Annotated in this window: 13 protein-coding genes; 12 read left to right on the top strand and 1 reads right to left on the bottom strand. The window is 72.3% G+C overall.

The annotated features are described in order from the left end of the window. Positions 1–33: 33 nt before the first annotated feature. The 6 genes from G5C51_RS29710 (at position 34) to G5C51_RS29685 (ending at position 7,148) form a co-directional block, all read left to right on the top strand. A complete protein-coding gene (locus G5C51_RS29710) occupies positions 34–867 on the top strand; it encodes a TlyA family rRNA (cytidine-2'-O)-methyltransferase (RefSeq protein WP_165241656.1) in 834 nt (277 codons plus the stop codon). Positions 868–880: 13 nt separating this feature from the next. Next, positions 881–1,810, top strand: a complete 930-nt coding sequence (locus G5C51_RS29705) for an NAD kinase (RefSeq protein ID WP_240930005.1) — start codon at positions 881–883, stop codon at positions 1,808–1,810. Between the two features lie 92 nt (positions 1,811–1,902). After that, on the top strand, positions 1,903–3,609 hold the full coding sequence (gene recN, locus G5C51_RS29700) for a DNA repair protein RecN (protein WP_165241654.1): 1,707 nt from the start codon (positions 1,903–1,905) through the stop codon (positions 3,607–3,609). Positions 3,610–3,630: 21 nt separating this feature from the next. After that, positions 3,631–4,386: a hypothetical protein gene (locus G5C51_RS29695; RefSeq protein WP_165241652.1), complete on the top strand. Its 756-nt coding sequence runs from the start codon at positions 3,631–3,633 to the stop codon at positions 4,384–4,386. Between the two features lie 267 nt (positions 4,387–4,653). Continuing rightward, positions 4,654–5,817, top strand: coding sequence for a glycosyltransferase family 4 protein (locus G5C51_RS29690; RefSeq protein WP_338118345.1), 1,164 nt, complete (start codon positions 4,654–4,656; stop codon positions 5,815–5,817). Between the two features lie 80 nt (positions 5,818–5,897). Beyond that, complete coding sequence (locus tag G5C51_RS29685) at positions 5,898–7,148, top strand: MFS transporter (RefSeq protein WP_165241648.1); 1,251 nt, start codon at positions 5,898–5,900, stop codon at positions 7,146–7,148. Here the strand turns inward: G5C51_RS29685 and G5C51_RS29680 are convergent. After that, the gene (locus G5C51_RS29680) at positions 7,084–8,889 is read right to left on the bottom strand and encodes a glycoside hydrolase family 15 protein (protein ID WP_165241646.1); all 1,806 of its coding nucleotides are present in this window, start codon (positions 8,887–8,889) and stop codon (positions 7,084–7,086) included. The genes G5C51_RS29685 and G5C51_RS29680 overlap by 65 nt on opposite strands. 291 nt (positions 8,890–9,180) lie before the next feature. On the opposite strand from G5C51_RS29680, the gene G5C51_RS29675 reads away from it, so the two are divergent. The 6 genes from G5C51_RS29675 to G5C51_RS29650 all read left to right on the top strand — a co-directional run bounded on the left by G5C51_RS29675 (position 9,181) and on the right by G5C51_RS29650 (position 16,874). Continuing rightward, positions 9,181–10,836, top strand: coding sequence for a CTP synthase (locus G5C51_RS29675; RefSeq protein WP_165241644.1), 1,656 nt, complete (start codon positions 9,181–9,183; stop codon positions 10,834–10,836). Beyond that, the gene (locus G5C51_RS29670; protein ID WP_165241642.1) at positions 10,833–11,462 is read left to right on the top strand and encodes an NUDIX domain-containing protein; all 630 of its coding nucleotides are present in this window, start codon (positions 10,833–10,835) and stop codon (positions 11,460–11,462) included. Before G5C51_RS29675 ends, G5C51_RS29670 begins: the two co-directional genes overlap by 4 nt. Positions 11,463–11,598: 136 nt before the next feature. Then, positions 11,599–13,401, top strand: a complete 1,803-nt coding sequence (locus G5C51_RS29665; RefSeq protein WP_338118344.1) for a tetratricopeptide repeat protein — start codon at positions 11,599–11,601, stop codon at positions 13,399–13,401. 154 nt (positions 13,402–13,555) lie between these two features. Beyond that, on the top strand, positions 13,556–14,671 hold the full coding sequence (ald, locus tag G5C51_RS29660; RefSeq protein WP_165241640.1) for an alanine dehydrogenase: 1,116 nt from the start codon (positions 13,556–13,558) through the stop codon (positions 14,669–14,671). Positions 14,672–15,135: 464 nt separating this feature from the next. Then, positions 15,136–16,131, top strand: a complete 996-nt coding sequence (locus G5C51_RS29655; RefSeq protein WP_165241658.1) for a ParA family protein — start codon at positions 15,136–15,138, stop codon at positions 16,129–16,131. 41 nt (positions 16,132–16,172) lie between these two features. Continuing rightward, complete coding sequence (locus G5C51_RS29650) at positions 16,173–16,874, top strand: hypothetical protein (protein ID WP_206314468.1); 702 nt, start codon at positions 16,173–16,175, stop codon at positions 16,872–16,874. The last annotated feature ends 199 nt before the right edge of the window (positions 16,875–17,073 follow it).

Genomic DNA, 17,073 nt, shown 5'->3' with positions numbered 1-17,073 from the left:
AGACAGCCCACCACACCCGCCGGGACGGCTGACGTGGCCGCAGCCAAAGCCAAAGCCAAAGCGCAGCGACTCCGCCTGGACGCCGAGCTCGTACGACGCGAGCTGGCCCGCTCCCGCGAGCACGCCTCGCAGCTCATCGCCGCCGGCAGGGTCACCGTCGGTGGGGCGACCGCCACCAAAGCCGCCACGCAGGTGGAGAAGAGCGCCGCAATCGTCGTCGCCGACGACGACAGCGACCCGGATTACGTCTCGCGCGGCGGGCACAAGCTCGCCGGGGCCCTCGACGCCTTCCTCCCCGAGGGACTTCGCGTCGAAGGGCGTCGCGCGCTCGACGCCGGTGCGTCCACCGGTGGGTTCACCGATGTGCTGCTGCGCGCCGGTGCCGCGCACGTCGTCGCCGCCGATGTCGGGTACGGGCAGCTCGCCTGGTCGCTGCAGTCCGACGAGCGCGTCACCGTCAAGGACCGTACGAACGTCCGCGAGCTGACCCTCGAGCAGATCGACGACATCCCGGTCGACCTCGTCGTCGGCGATCTTTCCTTCATCCCGCTCGGCCTCGTGCTGCCCGCCCTCGTCCGGTGCGCCGCACCCGACGCCGACCTGGTGCTGATGGTCAAGCCGCAGTTCGAGGTCGGCAAGGAGCGGCTCGGCAGCGGCGGCGTCGTGCGCAGCCCCGAGCTGCGCGCCGAGGCCGTCCGTACGGTCGCCGAGCAGGCGGCGAAGCTCGGGCTCGGCGTGCAGGGCGTCACCGCCAGCCCGCTGCCGGGTCCGTCCGGAAACGTCGAGTATTTTCTGTGGCTGCGCGCCGGGGCACCCCCGCTCGACCCCGCCGACGTGGACGACGCAGTGAAGAAGGGGCCGCAATGAAGAAGGGGCCGCAATGAAGCACACCGAGCCGGGCATGCCCACGCCGGAGCCCGGCGGCCGCACGGTCTTCCTCCTCGCCCACACCGGCCGCCCGGCGGCGATCCGCAGTGCGGAACTCGTCGTCCGCGGGCTGCTGAACAGCGGCGTCGGCGTGCGCGTACTCGCCGAGGAGGCCGCCGATCTGCCGCTGCCCGACGAGGTCGAGCTGTGCAAGGCGGGCCCGTCGGTGATCGACGGCTGCGAGCTCATCGTCGTCCTCGGCGGGGACGGGACGCTGCTGCGCGGCGCGGAGTTCGCGCGGGCGTCCGGGGTGCCGATGCTCGGCGTGAACCTGGGGCGGGTCGGCTTCCTCGCGGAGGCCGAGCGCGACGACCTCGACAAGGTCGTCTACCGCGTCGTCAAGCAGGACTACGAGGTCGAGGAGCGAATGACCCTCGACGTACTCGTACGCACCAACGGCCGCGTCGTGCACACCGACTGGGCGCTCAACGAGGCGTCGGTGGAGAAGGCCTCCCGGGAGCGGATGCTCGAGGTCGTCATGGAGGTCGACGGGCGGCCGGTGTCGCGCTTCGGCTGCGACGGCGTCGTGTGCGCGACGCCGACGGGGTCGACGGCGTACGCCTTCTCGGCGGGCGGCCCGGTGGTGTGGCCGGAGGTCGAGGCGCTGCTCATGGTCCCGATCAGCGCGCACGCGCTGTTCGCGAAGCCGCTGGTGACGTCGCCGGACTCGGTGCTGGCGGTGGAGGTGCAGCCGACGAACCAGCACGGGGTGCTGTGGTGCGACGGGCGGCGGACGGTCGACCTGCCGGCCGGCGCGCGGGTGGAGGTGCGGCGGGGGGAGACCCCGGTGCGCTTGGCGCGGCTGCACCACTCCGTCTTTACGGACCGCCTGGTCGCCAAGTTCGCGCTGCCGGTCGCCGGGTGGCGCGGGGCGCCCAACTGAGGGTGACCCGAAACGGCGTACAAGCGTCCCAAACCGCCCCCCGGCGGGGCCCCGGCCGGGAGGCCCATCGCACGTGGTGCCAAGAACCTCGTATGGTCGTACCCGTGTTGGAGGAGATGCGGATCCAGTCCCTGGGCGTCATCGATGATGCCGTCGTCGAGTTGTCGCCCGGCTTCACCGCCGTCACCGGCGAGACCGGCGCCGGCAAGACGATGGTGGTCACCAGTCTCGGCCTGCTGCTCGGCGGGCGCGCCGACGCCGCGCTGGTCCGTATCGGCGCCAAGAGCGCTGTCGTCGAGGGCCGTGTCGTGGTCCCGGACGGCGCCCCCGCGGCGGTACGGGCCGAGGAGGCCGGCGCCGAGCTCGACGACGGGGCGCTGCTGATAAGCCGTACGGTCTCGGCCGAAGGGCGCTCGCGGGCGCACCTCGGCGGGCGCTCCGTGCCCGTCGGCATCCTCGGTGAGCTCGCCGACGACCTGGTCGCCGTGCACGGCCAGACCGACCAGCAGGGACTGCTGAAGCCCGCCCGGCAGCGCGGGGCGCTCGACCGGTACGCGGGCGACGCCGTCGCCGTGCCGCTCGCGAAGTACGCCGCCGCGTACACCCGCCTGCGCGCCGTATCCAGCGAACTCGACACCATCACCACCCGCGCCCGCGAACGCGCCCAGGAAGCCGACCTGCTGCGCTTCGGCCTCGACGAGGTCGCGGCCGTCGAGCCGCTCCCGGGCGAGGACGTAGAGCTGGCCGCCGAGGCCGAGCGGCTCGGCCACGCCGAATCGCTCACCGCCGCCGCGAACACCGCCCACGCCGGGCTGGCCGGCAACCCCGAGGACCCCGAGAGCGTCGACGCCACCACGCTGATCGCCGGCGCGCACCGGGCCGTGGAGGCCGTCCGCGCGCACGACCCGGCGCTCGCGGCGCTCGCCGACCGGCTCGGCGAAATCGGCATCCTCGTCGCGGACGTGGCGGGGGAGTTGGCCGCGTACGCCGACAACATCGACGCCGACCCGCTGCGGCTGTCCGCGGTGGAGGAGCGGCGGGCCGCGCTGGCGCAGCTGACCCGCAAGTACGGCGAGGACATCACCGCCGTGCTGGCCTGGGCCGAGGAGGGCGCGACGCGGCTGGCCGAGCTGGAGGGCGACGACGACCGGATCGGCGAGCTGACGGCCGAGCGGGACGCGCTCACCGCGGAGCTGACCGAGCTGGCGGGCGCGCTGACCGAGGCGCGCGGCGAGGCGGCGACGCGGTTCGCGGACGCGGTGACGGCGGAGCTGAGCGAGCTCGCGATGCCGCATGCGCGGGTCAGCGTCGACATCCGGCAGACCGCGGACTTCGGTCCTACGGGCGTGGACGAGGTCGAGCTGCTGCTCGCCCCGCACCCGGGCGCGCAGGCGCGGCCGATCGCCAAGGGCGCGTCGGGCGGTGAGCTGTCGCGGGTGATGCTCGCGGTGGAGGTCGTCTTCGCGGGCTCGGATCCTGTCCCCACGTATCTCTTCGACGAGGTCGACGCGGGCGTCGGCGGCAAGGCCGCGGTCGAGGTCGGCCGGCGGCTGGCCCGGCTCGCACAGTCGGCCCAGGTCGTGGTCGTCACGCACCTGCCGCAGGTGGCGGCCTTCGCGGACCGGCAGTTGCTGGTGGAGAAGACCTCGGACGGCTCGGTGACGCGCTCCGGCGTGACCGTGCTGGAGGGCGAGGCGCGGGTGCGGGAGCTGTCGCGGATGCTCGCGGGCCAGCAGGACTCGGAGACGGCGCGGGCGCACGCGGAGGAGCTGCTGGAGGCGGCGCGGGTCGGTCGCTGAGTCCAGCGATACGGTCTGCGCATGCCTTCTGCGACATCAGCCCTGGTCACCGCCGCCACGACGACCCGTACCGCACTCGCCGCGCTGCGCCGCCGGCCTCCGGGCGGGGCCGCCCTGTGGGAGCGCAAGAACTTCGCGGGGCGGCACCTGGACCTGCTCGGCGGACCCGCGGCCGCCACAGGCGCGCTGGCAGCCGCGGCGACCGCTCCCGGGCTGCGCGGCCGCACCCGCGCGGCCGCCGTCCTCGCCACGGCCGTGGCAGGCGGCATCGGCGCGTACGACGACCTCGCGGGCCGCGACGACGCGCGCCGGGGCTTCCGCGCGCATCTCGCGGCGCTGCGGCAGGGCGAGCTGACCACCGGTGGCGTCAAGCTCCTCGGCATCGGCGCCGCGGGCCTCGCGGCGGGCGCCCTGCTGAAGGACCGCCCGCTGGACCGCCTGCTGGCGGGCGTCGTGATCGCGGGCTCCGCCCACGCGGTGAACCTCCTGGACGTACGCCCCGCGCGCGCCACCGCCGCGACGGTGGCACTCGCCGCGCCGGGCCTGCTGCGCGGCGGCGAGGCCGCGACCCTGTCCGCCGTACCGGCGGGCGCGGCGGCCGCGGTGCTGCCGGACGACGTTGCCCAGCACACGATGATCGGCGACGCGGGCGCCCACGCCCTGGGCGCGTCCCTGGGCGTAGCGATCGCCGCGGGCAACGGCCGGACCGGCCTGGCACTCCACGCGGCGGTGGTCGTGGCGGCCGCGGTGTACGGGGAGCGGGCGCTCCCCGGCTAGCCGCCTCGCACCCCGGGCCCACCCGTCCCGCACGGCGGGACGGGTGGGCCCGGACGTTTCCGCAGCCGCCGACGTAACGCGCCCCGGACGCCGGTCAAGCTGCCCCCGTCACCCGCAAGGGTGGACCGGCACCGCGTGCCAAGCCTGGATCACGCCCCACCACAGCCACGCGCCAGCGAAAGTGGTGCCGTATCGCCCCCACCGGATGGCATGCTGCATGCGGATCCGGACCGCCCCCCGATTGCACCGACCCGAACAAGGAGCCGCGTGACCAGCTCACCCGCCGCCAAGCGCACGGCAAGCAGCCCGCCAGGGCCCTTGCACGCCGTGCAGCTCGTCGGCGGCGGCAGCCACGGCAGCGGGGTGCATGTGCGGTCGCTGGCCGCGGGCCTCGTCGCCCGCGGCGTCCGGGTCACCGTCGTCGCCACGCCGCGCGCGGCAAGGCTCTACGGCTTCGCCGACGCCGGCGCGCAGGTCGCCAGGATCCCGACCGGGCGCGGCGCTCAGGCCCGTACCCTCGCCGTCGTGCGCGCCGCCTGCGCGGGAGCCGACCTCGTGCACGCCCACGGCAGCCGCGCCGCGCTCCTCGCCCGCCTCGTGCTCGGCCGGGACGTACGCCGCACGCCGCTCGTCGTCACCTGGCACACCAGGCCGTACGCGGAAGGCGCCAAGGCCCGCGTGCAGCCGCTGCTGCAGCGGCGCGTGGCGAGGAGCGCCCGGGTGCTGCTCGGCGCCTCCACCGACCTGGTCGACGAGGCCCGCAGGCACGGCGCCCGCGACGCCCGCCTGGGCCCCGTCGCCGCGCCCGCGCCCCGGCTGCCGCAGCAGCTCGATGACCGGGCCCGGCAGAAGGCCCGTGCCGAACTCGGCGCCGTCGGCCGCCCGCTCCTCCTCACCGCGGGCCGCCTCGAGCCGGGCCAGGGCCACGAGCCGCTGCTCGACGCCGCCCGCATCTGGCGCTCCCTCGACCCGCCGCCGCTGCTGGCGATCGCCGGCGAGGGCTCGCAGCGGGCCGTGCTGCAGCAGCGCATCGACGCGGAGAAGCTGCCGGTACGGCTGCTCGGCTGCCGCGAGGACCTCGGCGACCTGCTCGGCGTCGCCGACGTGGCCGTGCTGCCCAGCCGCTGGGAGGCGAGGTCGCTGCTCGCGCAGGAGGCGCTGTACGCGGGCGCGCCGCTGGTCGCCACCGCCGTCGGCGGCGTACCCGAGCAGGTCGGTGAGGCGGCGGAGCTGGTCCCGTACGGCGATGCCCAGGCCCTCGCCACCGCCGTCGCCCGGCTGCTGCGGGAGCCCCAGCGGTGCGCGGAGCTCGCCGCCGCGGGCCGGGCCCGCACCGAGCACTGGCCGACCGAGGACGACACGGTCGCGCAGGTGCTCAGCGTGTACGACGAGATCGTCGACGCGGAGCCGCGGCGGACCCGGTCGTTCTGAGCGATCTTGGCGTAAATCGCAGGTTCGATGACGTTTCGGCCGGTTGAGAGGAGCCCCCGGTCGGCGTCAGCGTCGTAGACATGAGGAGCTCGACATCATCCGGCCGTGCGTGGATGGCGATCGCGCTGGGCGTCGCGGCCGTCGGCTGGGGAGCGAATCAGTTCGCGCCCCTGCTGCTGATGTACCGCTCCGAACTGGGCGTCCCGACGACGACGGTTGAGGCGACCTACGCCCTCTACGCGGTGGGGCTGATCCCCGGGCTGCTGCTCGGGGGCCCGTTCTCCGATCGGTACGGACGCCGCCGGACACTGGTGCCCGCACTGATCATCTCGGCCCTCGCCAGCGGGCTGCTCATGCAGGCCGGAACGGGATCGGGCTGGCTGTTCGCCGGGCGGCTGGTCGCCGGGGCCGCCAGCGGAGCGGCGTTCAGCTCGGGCACCGCGTGGATCAAGGAACTGACCGTCCGCGGCTCCGGCCGGGACGAGCACACCGGCGCCCGCCGCGCCGCGATCGCCATGACCACCGGCTTCGCCGTGGGCCCGCTGATCGCCGGTCTGCTGGCACAGGCCGCACCGAACCCGGCCGTCAGCTCCTACCTGCCGCATGTGGCGCTCACCTTGGCGGCCGTACCGTTCGTGCTGCGCACGCCGGAGACTCACGAAGCCCGTACGGACGCCGCGCTCTGGTCCCGCCTGAGCCTGCCCAAGGCGAGCAGCCGCCGGTTCTGGAGCGTCGTCGCGCCGCTGGCCCCCTGGGTGTTCGGCGCGTCCTCGATCGCGCTCGCCTACCTCCCCGGACTGGTCCTGGACCGGCTCGGCGACAACGCGCTGACGTTCAGCGCGATCGTGACCATGCTGACCATGGTGGCCGGCATCGCGGTGCAGCCGCTGGCGCGTCGCGTCCACCGCCCGGAGAAGCCGCGCCTGATCGCCACCGCACTGGGCATCGTGGTGGGCGGACTGCTGCTCGGCGCGGCGGCCGCGGCGAGCTTGCAGTGGTGGCTCGTCGCCCTCGCCGCGCTGGTGCTCGGCGCGGGCTACGGCTGCTGCCTGGTGTGCGGTCTGATGGAGGTGCAGCGCCTGGCCGGTGACCACAACCTGGGCAGGCTGACCGCCGTCTTCCAGGCGTGCGCCTACTGCGGCTTCGGCGCACCGTATCCGCTGGCCGTGCTCGAACACGCGCTGCCGCCCGCGGACTTGCTGCTGCTGCTGGCCGCCGTGCCGGCGCTGCTCACCCTCGCCTGGACCACCCACCGGGCGGCGCGGCTCAGCCGCCCCAGGCCCCCGTCGCGCTCAGCCGCAACGCGGTATCGATCAGCGGCACGTGGCTGAACGCCTGCGGGAAGTTGCCGACCTGCCGCTGCAGCCGCGGGTCCCACTCCTCAGCCAGCAGCCCGAGGTCGTTGCGCAGCGCGAGGAGCTTCTCGAAGAGCTCGCGTGCCTCCTTCACCCGGCCGATCATCGCCAGGTCGTCGGCGAGCCAGAAGGAGCAGGCCAGGAAGGCGCCTTCGTCGCCGGGCAGGCCGTCCACGCCCTCCTCGCCGCCCGAGGTCGGGTAGCGCAGCACGAAGCCGTCCGGCGTGGACAACTCCCGCTGGATCGCCTCGATCGTGCCGATCACGCGCTTGTCGTCCGGCGGCAGGAAGCCCATCTGCGGGATCAGCAGCAGCGACGCGTCCAGCTCCTTGGAGCCGTAGGACTGTGTGAAGGTGTTGCGCTGCGGGTCGTAGCCCTTCTCGCAGACATCCCGGTGGATGTCGTCGCGCAGCTCCCGCCAGCGCTCCAGCGGGCCGTCCGCGTCGCCGGACTCGATCAGCTTGATGGTGCGGTCGACCGCGACCCAGAGCATCACCTTCGAGTGCACGAAGTGCCGGCGCGGGCCGCGGACCTCCCACAGGCCCTCGTCGGGGCGGTCCCAGTTCTCCTCGACCCAGCGGATCATCTTCAGCTGCAGGACGGAGGCGTAGTCGTTGCGGGCCAGGCCCGTCATGTGGCCCAGGTGGAGCGCCTCGATGGTCTCGCCGTAGACGTCCAATTGCAGCTGGCCCGCGGCGCCGTTCCCGGCCCGTACGGGTCCCGAGCCCTCGTATCCCGGCAGCCAGTCCAGCTCCATCTCGCCGAGCTCGCGCTCGCCCGCGATGCCGTACATGATCTGCAGGTTCTCCGGGTCGCCCGCGACGGCCCTGAGCAGCCACTCCCGCCAGGCGCGGGCCTCCTCGCGATAGCCGGTGCGCAGCAGCGACGAGAGCGTGATGGCGGCGTCGCGCAGCCAGGTGTAGCGGTAGTCCCAGTTCCGTACGCCCCCGATGTCCTCCGGGAGCGAGGTCGTGGGCGCCGCGACGATGCCGCCCGTCGGCTCGTACGTGAGCGCCTTCAGCGTGATCAGCGAGCGGACCACGGCTTCCCGGTACGGGCCGTGGTACGTGCAGTGCCCGGTCCACTCCTGCCAGAAGGCCTCGGTGTTCGTCAGCGCCGTCTCGGGCACCGGCAGCGGCGGCGGCTCCTTGTGGGAGGGCTGCCAGCTCATCGTGAAGGCGATCCTGTCACCCGGTGCCACGGTGAAGTCCGAGTAGGTGGTGAGGTCCTGGCCGTATGTGTCGCCCGGCGTGTCCAGCCATACGGAGTCAGGTCCGGCCACCGCGACCGTGCGGCCGTCGACCTTGTGCACCCACGGGACGATCCGCCCGTACGAGAAGCGCATCCGCAGCGCGGAACGCATCGGGACGCGGCCGCTGACGCCCTCGACGATGCGCACCAGCTGGGGTGCGTCGCCGTGCCGCGGCGGCATGAAGTCGATCACCCGGACCGTGCCGCGCGGGGTGTCCCACTCGGACTCCAGGATCAGCGAATCGCCGCGGTAGCGCCGCCGGTCCGCGGGGGGCGGCCGGCGGTCGGGGCCGTAGGCAGGGCCCAGCCGCCAGAAGCCGTGCTCCTCGGTCCCGAGGAGGCCGGCGAAGACCGCATGGGAGTCGAAGCGGGGCAGGCACAGCCAGTCGGCAGTCCCGTCCCGGCAGACGAGGGCGGCGGTCTGCATATCGCCGATAAGTGCGTAGTCCTCGATGCGCCCGGCCACGTGGTGACTCTCCAGTCGACTGCGTGCGTCCAGGCAGGATACGACGCGACATCGTGATCCGCTTGAGGGGCTCTCATATCCGTGCGTCGAACGTCCGGCTGAGCTCCCGCCGCAGGTTGCACTGCGTGCCGCGATGCCGCCGCGGACGCGGCGCCGTCGCGCGGGGGGTCCCTCCGGCTGATACCCTGGTAGCCCGTGGAGCGGAAGGTTTCGCCGCAGGTCTCGTGACCACTCCGGCGCCTTTCCGAACTTTCTGCAACGCACCTTTCACAGCGACCACGGGAGCCCCTCTTGGCCAGGCCATCCACGACGACCAAGCACATCTTCGTCACGGGAGGCGTCGCCTCCTCGCTCGGCAAGGGGCTCACCGCCTCCAGCCTCGGCGCCCTGCTCAAGGCGCGCGGCCTGCGGGTGACGATGCAGAAGCTCGACCCGTATCTGAACGTGGACCCGGGCACGATGAACCCGTTCCAGCACGGTGAGGTGTTCGTCACCAACGACGGCGCCGAGACCGACCTGGACATCGGGCACTACGAGCGCTTCCTGGACGTGGATCTGGACGGCTCGGCGAACGTGACCACCGGGCAGGTCTACTCGACCGTCATCGCCAAGGAGCGGCGGGGCGAGTACCTCGGCGACACGGTGCAGGTCATCCCGCACATCACCAACGAGATCAAGTCCCGGATCCGGCGGATGGCGACGGACGACGTCGACGTCGTGATCACCGAGGTCGGCGGCACCGTCGGCGACATCGAGTCGCTGCCGTTCCTGGAGGCCGTACGGCAGACCCGGCATGAGGTCGGGCGGGACAACGTCTTCGTCGTGCACATCTCGCTGCTCCCGTACATCGGTCCTTCCGGCGAGCTGAAGACCAAGCCGACCCAGCACTCCGTCGCCGCGCTGCGGAACATCGGTATCCAGCCGGACGCGATCGTGCTGCGGGCCGACCGCGAGGTGCCGACGTCCATCAAGCGCAAGATCTCGCTGATGTGCGACGTCGACGAGGCTGCGGTGGTCGCGGCCATCGACGCCAAGTCGATCTACGACATCCCGAAGGTGCTGCACACCGAGGGGCTCGACGCGTACGTCGTGCGGAAGCTGGACCTGCCGTTCCGCGATGTGGACTGGAAGCAGTGGGATGACCTGCTGCGCCGGGTGCACCAGCCCGATCATGAAGTGACGATTGCGCTGGTGGGCAAGTACATCGACCTGCCGGACGCGTATCTGTCGGTGACGGAGGCGATCCGGGCGGGCGGCTTCGCCAACAACGCGCGGGCGAAGATCAAGTGGGTCACCTCCGACGACCTGAAGACCCCGGCAGGCGCCGAGAAGGTGCTGGCGGACGTCGACGGCATCGTGATCCCCGGCGGCTTCGGCGAGCGCGGCGTCGAGGGCAAGGTGCAGGCGATCCGCTGGGCCCGCGAGAAGAAGGTGCCGCTGCTCGGCATCTGCCTCGGCCTGCAGTGCATCGTCATCGAGGCGGCCCGGAATCTGGCCGACATCGAGGGCGCGAACTCGACCGAGTTCGACCAGGCGGCGGCCCACCCGGTCATCTCGACCATGGAGGAGCAGCTCGACATCGTCGCCGGCGACGGCGACATGGGCGGCACCATGCGGCTCGGGATGTACCCCGCGAAGCTCGCCGAGGGCTCGGTCGTGCGCGAGGCGTACGGGGACGCGCCGTACGTGGAGGAGCGGCACCGGCACCGGTACGAGGTGAACAACCACTACCGGACCGAGCTGGAGAAGAAGGCCGGCCTGGTCTTCTCGGGCACGTCGCCCGACAACAAGCTCGTCGAGTACGTGGAGTACCCGCGCGAGGTGCACCCGTACCTGGTCGCCACGCAGGCGCACCCCGAGCTCCGGTCCCGGCCCACCCGGCCGCACCCGCTGTTCGCCGGCCTGGTCAAGGCGTCCGTGGCGCGGCAGCAGGAGGCCTCGACGTGAGGCTGCGGGACGTACCGGAGAGCTGGGAGGTGGTGGCCACGGCCACCCCCTTCACCGGGAACAAGACCTCGGTGCGGACCGACGACGTTGTCATGCCGGACGGGACAGTGGCGCGGCGGGACTATCAGGTGCACCCGGGTTCGGTCGCCGTGCTGGCGCTGGACGACGAGGACCGCGTGCTGGTGCTGAGCCAGTACCGGCATCCGGTGCGGCAGAAGCTCTGGGAGATTCCGGCCGGGCTGCTCGATGTCCCCGGCGAGAATCCGCTGAACGCGGCGATGCGTGAGCTTTACGAAGAGGCGCACGTGAAGGCGGAGGACTGGCGAGTGCTCGCCGACGTCTATACGACGCCCGGCGGGTGCGACGAGGCCGTGCGGATCTTCTTGGCGCGGGATATCTCCGAGGCCGAGGGCGAGCGGTTCGCCGTCGAGGACGAGGAGATGGATCTCGAGTTCGCGCGGGTGCCGCTCGAGGAGCTCGTGCGCGGTGCCCTCGCGGGCGAGCTGCACAACAACTGCCTGGTCGTCGGGGTGCTCGCCCTGCAGGCGGCGCTGGGTTCCGCGGGCGGCGTGGGCGGGCTGCGCCCGGCTGACGCGCCGTGGCCGGCCCGGCCGTTCGAGGCCTGAGCACCTCCGCCGACGGGGAGGAGCGGGGTCGTGGGCGGCACGACCCCTCCTCCCGGGGGACGGATCGCCGCAGGCTTCCCCCAACAGGGCCAACTGCAACGGCGGTGGCGTAAGGGGACGGCTACGCTCGGGAAGCGTGAGCACCCCCTTTGTAGGTCGCGGTCGTGAGCTGGAGGCTTTGCGCGGGGATATCGCGCAGGCCGGTCTTGACACCCTCTCCGGACGGCCCGCGCCGCGGGCCCGGGTGCTGCTGATCGCCGGAAAGCCGGGGTCGGGGCGCAGCCGGCTGGCCGCGGAGTTCGCCCGGCAGGTCGCGGACGACTATCCGGACGGCCGGCTGGTCATCGTCGACGACGTGGCCGACGCCGAGCAGCTCGACGAGCTGATTCCCGAGAGCCGGGACCACCTGGTCCTCGCGGTGGCCGAGGGGCCGCTCACCGGGGTCTCCGATGTCCGGCCCTGCGTGCTGGGCGGGCTGGAGCCCGCCGACGCGAAGGAACTGCTCGAGCACTTCGCCGGCGACATCCGCGTCACCGTGGATCCGAAGGCGGCGGAGGCGCTCGTCGAGGAATGCGAAGGACATCCGGCCGCACTCACTCTCGTCGGCGGCTGGCTCGCGGCGCGCCCCGATGCCGCCGTGGCCGATGCTGTACGGGCGCTGCCCGCGGGTGACTCCGCACTCGCGCGCGCCTTCCGGCTGACCTACGAATCGCTGCCGCAGCCCGCCGGGCATCTCCTGAGGCTGCTCGCGCTCGCCCCCGCCGGGTTAGTGGATGCGCATACCGCCTCCGCGCTCGCCGGCTGCACCGTCGCCGCCGCCCGGACCACGCTCGAGGACTTCGAGCGGCTGGGTCTCATCCGGCGGGACGAGGAGCTGTACGAGGTGCCGGGGTGCCTGCGGCCGCTGCTGCAGCAGCTGCTCGAGACCAAGGAGCGGCCCGAGGAGGTGCTGCTGGCGCGGGCGCGGATGCTGGAGCGGACCGTACGGCTGCTGCACTCCTGCCGCGCCGTGACCGAGCCCGAGGACTCGCCGGTGCACAAGCGGCTGGCCGGGCTGCCCAAGACGCTGCGGTTCAGCAGTCCCGAGGCCGCCCGCGAGTGGCTGGCCGGACGTAAGCCCGCGCTGCTCGCGGCGGCGCGGAGTGCGGTGGCCGACGGGGAGCTGGACACGCTGGCGCGGCGCTTCGCCGCCGCCCTGTCCCGGGCGCTGGCCGCGCATCAGGGCGAGGAGTCGGCCGCGCCCGAGCAGTACCAGCTGCACGAGCTGGTGCTCGGTGTGGCCGAGCGGCGCGGGCTCGTACGGGAGAAGGCCGCCGCGCTGCTGAACCTCGGGGATCTCGACGCCCGGTCCGGGCGGTCTGCAGAGGCTCTGGTCCGCTACCGCGAGGCGCTCGAGGCCGCTCGTGAGGTGGGGGATCCGCAGCCGGTGGGGCGGGCGCTGGAGTCCATCGGGTGCACGTACCAGGAGTTGGGCGACTTCGAGCGGGCAGCCGACTGGTATGGACGGGCGCTGGTGCTGGTTCAGTCGCGTGGGGGCGACGGGCTGGTGGACGAGGCGCGGCTGCGGGGGCGGCTGGGGGCGGCGCACACGTATGCCGGGATGTGGGGGCACGCGCTGCGGCAGTGGAAGGCGGCCTCGGCCGTGTGCCGGCGGCTGGGAGACCGGGCGGGGCAGGCGCGGGCGCTCGGCGAGGTGGCCCGGGTGCAGGAGTACGCGGGGCATCCGCGGCAGGCGGTGGTCACCTGCCAGGAGGCGTTGCGGGCGGCGCTGGAGGCCGGGGACGACCGGCTGCGGGCCGCTGTGCAGCTGCGGCTCGCGGACACGCTCGACCGGCTCGGCGACCCCGTACAGGCCGAGCTGCAGCGGTCGGCGGCGGAGCGGCTGCTGGAGCGGGGTGCCGCTGACAGAATCACTGCCTCCGCCAATGGTTCCACCTAAGAAACAAAGATGTGAACTGAAAAAACTGTTTGCTTTGTAAGGCTGGACAGCGGGGTAGGCCTTCGTTCAGACTGGGCGTGCCTCGGGTGGTGTCATATCCCTGCCCACCGGGCTTTTCAGTCATAACCCTGTGATCCAAGGACCGTGATCTGTCGTGAAGGTCGGCATCCCCCGCGAGGTCAAGAACAACGAGTACCGGGTGGCCATCACCCCGGCCGGCGTGCACGAGCTGGTGCGCCATGGGCACCAGGTGCTCGTGGAGAAGGGCGCCGGCGTCGGGTCGTCCATCACGGACGAGGAGTACGTGGCCGCCGGTGCCACGATCATCCCCACCGCCGACGAGGTGTGGGGGCAGGCCGACCTGCTGCTGAAGGTCAAGGAGCCGATCGCGGAGGAGTACCACCGGCTCCGCAAGGACCAGATCCTCTTCACCTACCTGCACCTGGCCGCCTCGCGCGAGTGCACCGACGCGCTGCTCGAGTCGCAGACGACCGCCATCGCGTACGAGACCGTGGAGACGGCGAACCGGGCGCTCCCGCTGCTCGCCCCCATGTCCGAGGTCGCGGGCCGGCTGGCCCCGCAGGTCGGCGCGTACCACCTGATGGCCTCCGCCGGCGGCCGCGGCGTCCTTCCGGGCGGCGTGCCGGGTACGCACCCGGGCAAGGCCGTCGTCATCGGCGGCGGCGTCTCCGGCTGGAACGCCACCCAGATCGCCGTCGGGCTCGGCTTCCACGTGACGCTGCTCGACAAGGACGTCAACAAGCTGCGCGAGGCCGACAAGGTCTTCGGCACCAAGGTGCGGGCCATCATGTCCAACGCCTTCGAGCTGGAGAATGCCGTCCTCGACGCCGACCTCGTCATCGGCGCGGTGCTCATCCCGGGCGCGAAGGCGCCGAAGCTGGTCACCAACGAGCTGGTCTCGCGCATGAAGCCGGGAAGTGTCCTTGTCGACATCGCGATCGATCAGGGTGGTTGCTTCGAGGACTCGCGTCCGACCACCCACGCCGAGCCGACCTTCAAGGTCCACAACTCGGTCTTCTACTGCGTCGCCAACATGCCGGGCGCGGTGCCCAACACCTCGACGTACGCGCTCACCAACGTCACGCTGCCGTACATCGTGGAGCTCGCCAACCGCGGCTGGCGCGAGGCGCTGCGCCGCGACCCGGCGCTCGCGCTCGGGCTCAACACCCATGAGGGGCAGGTCGTTTACGGCCCCGTCGCGGAAGCGCACGACCTTCCGGTCACCGAACTGAGCCGCGTCCTGGGCTGATAGCAGGGGCTTGCGAACGCCCCTGGATGATGCGGCAACAGCCGTTGTCAAACAGGTAATAACGCACCACCGGCCGAACCTTGTCACCTGGGGTTCGGCCGGAGGTGTGTCTTGCATCACCACTGACAGAGGCGTGTTCGATAGCCGACACATCGTGCCGCGTCCGCCGGTTTGTGTTGCTGACAGGCCCCGACACGCCATAGAGTCGCCAATCGTCGGCAAGATGCCACGCTGACCTATCTAGAAGTTTCCTGGTCACCAAGGAGGTAGGACGACTTGTGAATGAGTCGACATTTGCTCCCGGGGGTGGTCAACCAGGAACGCCTGCGCGGGGCCAGGCCCCCACCGGGGATCAGGCTCCTGTCGGCTCCGTCGCTGTCTCCACCTTCGCGGCACACCAGACGGCGCACCAGCCGCAGAGCGGGTACGCCCACGACAGCAGGAACGATCATCACGTGAATGCCATGGCCGGCGACCACGGTGGGGGCGAGGATCCAACCCGCCTCGCCGACTACGACGACCTGTCCGAGAGTCACTTCTACGACCCGGACGCGGACTACGAGCCAGACCCGGAGTACGCCGCGACGCTCGCACCCGACGCGGCGCGACAGCGCCGTGAACGTATCGGACCCACCGGCCGGCCGCTGCCGTACTTCCCGATCCCGGGGCCGCTGACCGACCACGGTCCGGCCAAGGTCATCGCGATGTGCAACCAGAAGGGCGGGGTGGGCAAGACCACCTCGACCATCAACCTGGGTGCGGCGCTTGCCGAGTACGGGCGCCGGGTGCTGCTGGTCGACTTCGACCCGCAGGGCGCGCTGTCGGTGGGGCTGGGTGTGAACCCCATGGAGCTGGACCTGACCGTCTACAACCTGCTCATGGAGCGGGGGATGTCGGCGGATGAGGTGCTGCTGAAGACGGCGGTCCCGAATATGGATCTGCTGCCGTCGAATATCGACTTGTCGGCCGCCGAGGTGCAACTGGTCAGCGAGGTGGCGCGCGAGCAGACACTGCAGCGCGCGCTGAAGCCGCTGATGCAGGAGTACGACTACATCGTCATCGACTGCCAGCCGTCGCTGGGGCTGTTGACGGTCAACGCGCTGACCGCGGCGCACAAGGTAATCGTTCCGCTCGAGTGCGAGTTCTTCGCGCTGCGCGGTGTCGCGCTGCTGACGGAGACCATCGAGAAGGTGCAGGAGCGGCTGAACCCCGATCTGGAGTTGGACGGGATTCTGGCCACCATGTACGACTCCCGCACGGTGCACTCGCGTGAGGTGCTGGCGCGGGTGGTCGAGGCCTTCGACGATCACGTCTACCACACGGTGATCGGGCGGACGGTCCGCTTCCCGGAGACCACGGTGGCGGGCGAGCCGATCACCTCGTACGCCTCCAACTCCGTCGGCGCGGCCGCCTATCGCCAGCTCGCCAGGGAGGTGCTCGCCCGGTGCCACGCCGAGTGAGTCTGCCCGGGGCCGACGAACTGTTCCGTACCACCGGGGGGATGGGCCTGCAGTCCCCCTCCGGGGCGGGCAACCGCACGCACGCGAACGGCGAGTCGGCGTCCGCGGGAACGGCTGCGCCTGCCGCGCCTGCGGCTGCGCCGCGGGTGCCGTCGCCGGCGCGTGAGGGTGACGCGGGGGCCGGTGGCTCGGAGTCACCGTCGTCGGCGGGAGAGCGGGGCGGGGCGGAGCCCGGGGCTGAGGGTGATGGCTCGGGCGGTACGAAGTCCGGTGGGCGCGAGGGGAAGAAGGGCGAGTCCTCCGGTGACACGGTGGATCGCGAACAGCGCGAACAACGTGAACAGGCCGAGTCGGCCGAGCACTCGGGTCGCGATGCTGCGCCGGTGGCGCGGCGGGAGCAGCAGCGGCAGGCCGGGTCTCCGGCGGGGCCTGGCACGCAGCGGCGTGCGGGGTCCGGTGCGGGTGGCGGGTCCGGGTCCGGTTCCTCGGCGGCGCAGCGGCGGGCCAAGCGGGCGGCCGGGCGGCGGCCCAGTGGGCGTGAGCGGCATGACGAGAAGATCACGGTGTACGTGTCCGCGGAAGAGCTGATGGACCTCGAGCATGCGCGGCTGGTGCTCCGTGGGGAGCATGGGCTTGCGGTGGACCGCGGGCGGATCGTGCGTGAGGCGGTCGCGGTGGTGCTGGCGGATCTGGAGTCCCGTGGGGACGCGAGCATTCTTGTCCGGAGGCTGCGGGGCCGCTGAGCCGGCTTCTTTCGCGCCTGCGGCGCGGCATCCGCGCTGCGCGCGGAATCCTCAAGCGCCGGATGGGCTGATACGGGGTGGGCCGGGGCCGCGTCCGACACAATACTTTCGTTGTTGTGCCGCCGATGTGCCGGTTGGGAGCGTTTCACACAACGAAAGCATCGTGTCGGCCACGACCCCTCCTACCGGAGGGATAGAT

Source organism: Streptomyces coryli (assembly GCF_011044975.1).
GTDB classification, from domain to species: Bacteria; Actinomycetota; Actinomycetes; order Streptomycetales; family Streptomycetaceae; genus Streptomyces; species Streptomyces coryli.
This window is presented reverse-complemented; position numbering and strand designations above follow the sequence as displayed.

Bases quoted from the DNA above. Each gene is read 5' to 3' on its own strand.
- G5C51_RS29705 (WP_240930005.1), top strand. From the start codon at position 881: ATGAAGCACACCGAGCCGGGCATGCCCACGCCGGAGCCCGGCGGCCGC.
- recN (WP_165241654.1), top strand. From the start codon at position 1,903: ATGGTCGTACCCGTGTTGGAGGAGATGCGGATCCAGTCCCTGGGCGTC.
- G5C51_RS29695 (WP_165241652.1), top strand. From the start codon at position 3,631: ATGCCTTCTGCGACATCAGCCCTGGTCACCGCCGCCACGACGACCCGT.
- G5C51_RS29685 (WP_165241648.1), top strand. From the start codon at position 5,898: ATGAGGAGCTCGACATCATCCGGCCGTGCGTGGATGGCGATCGCGCTG.
- G5C51_RS29655 (WP_165241658.1), top strand. From the start codon at position 15,136: ATGGCCGGCGACCACGGTGGGGGCGAGGATCCAACCCGCCTCGCCGAC.
- G5C51_RS29650 (WP_206314468.1), top strand. From the start codon at position 16,173: ATGGGCCTGCAGTCCCCCTCCGGGGCGGGCAACCGCACGCACGCGAAC.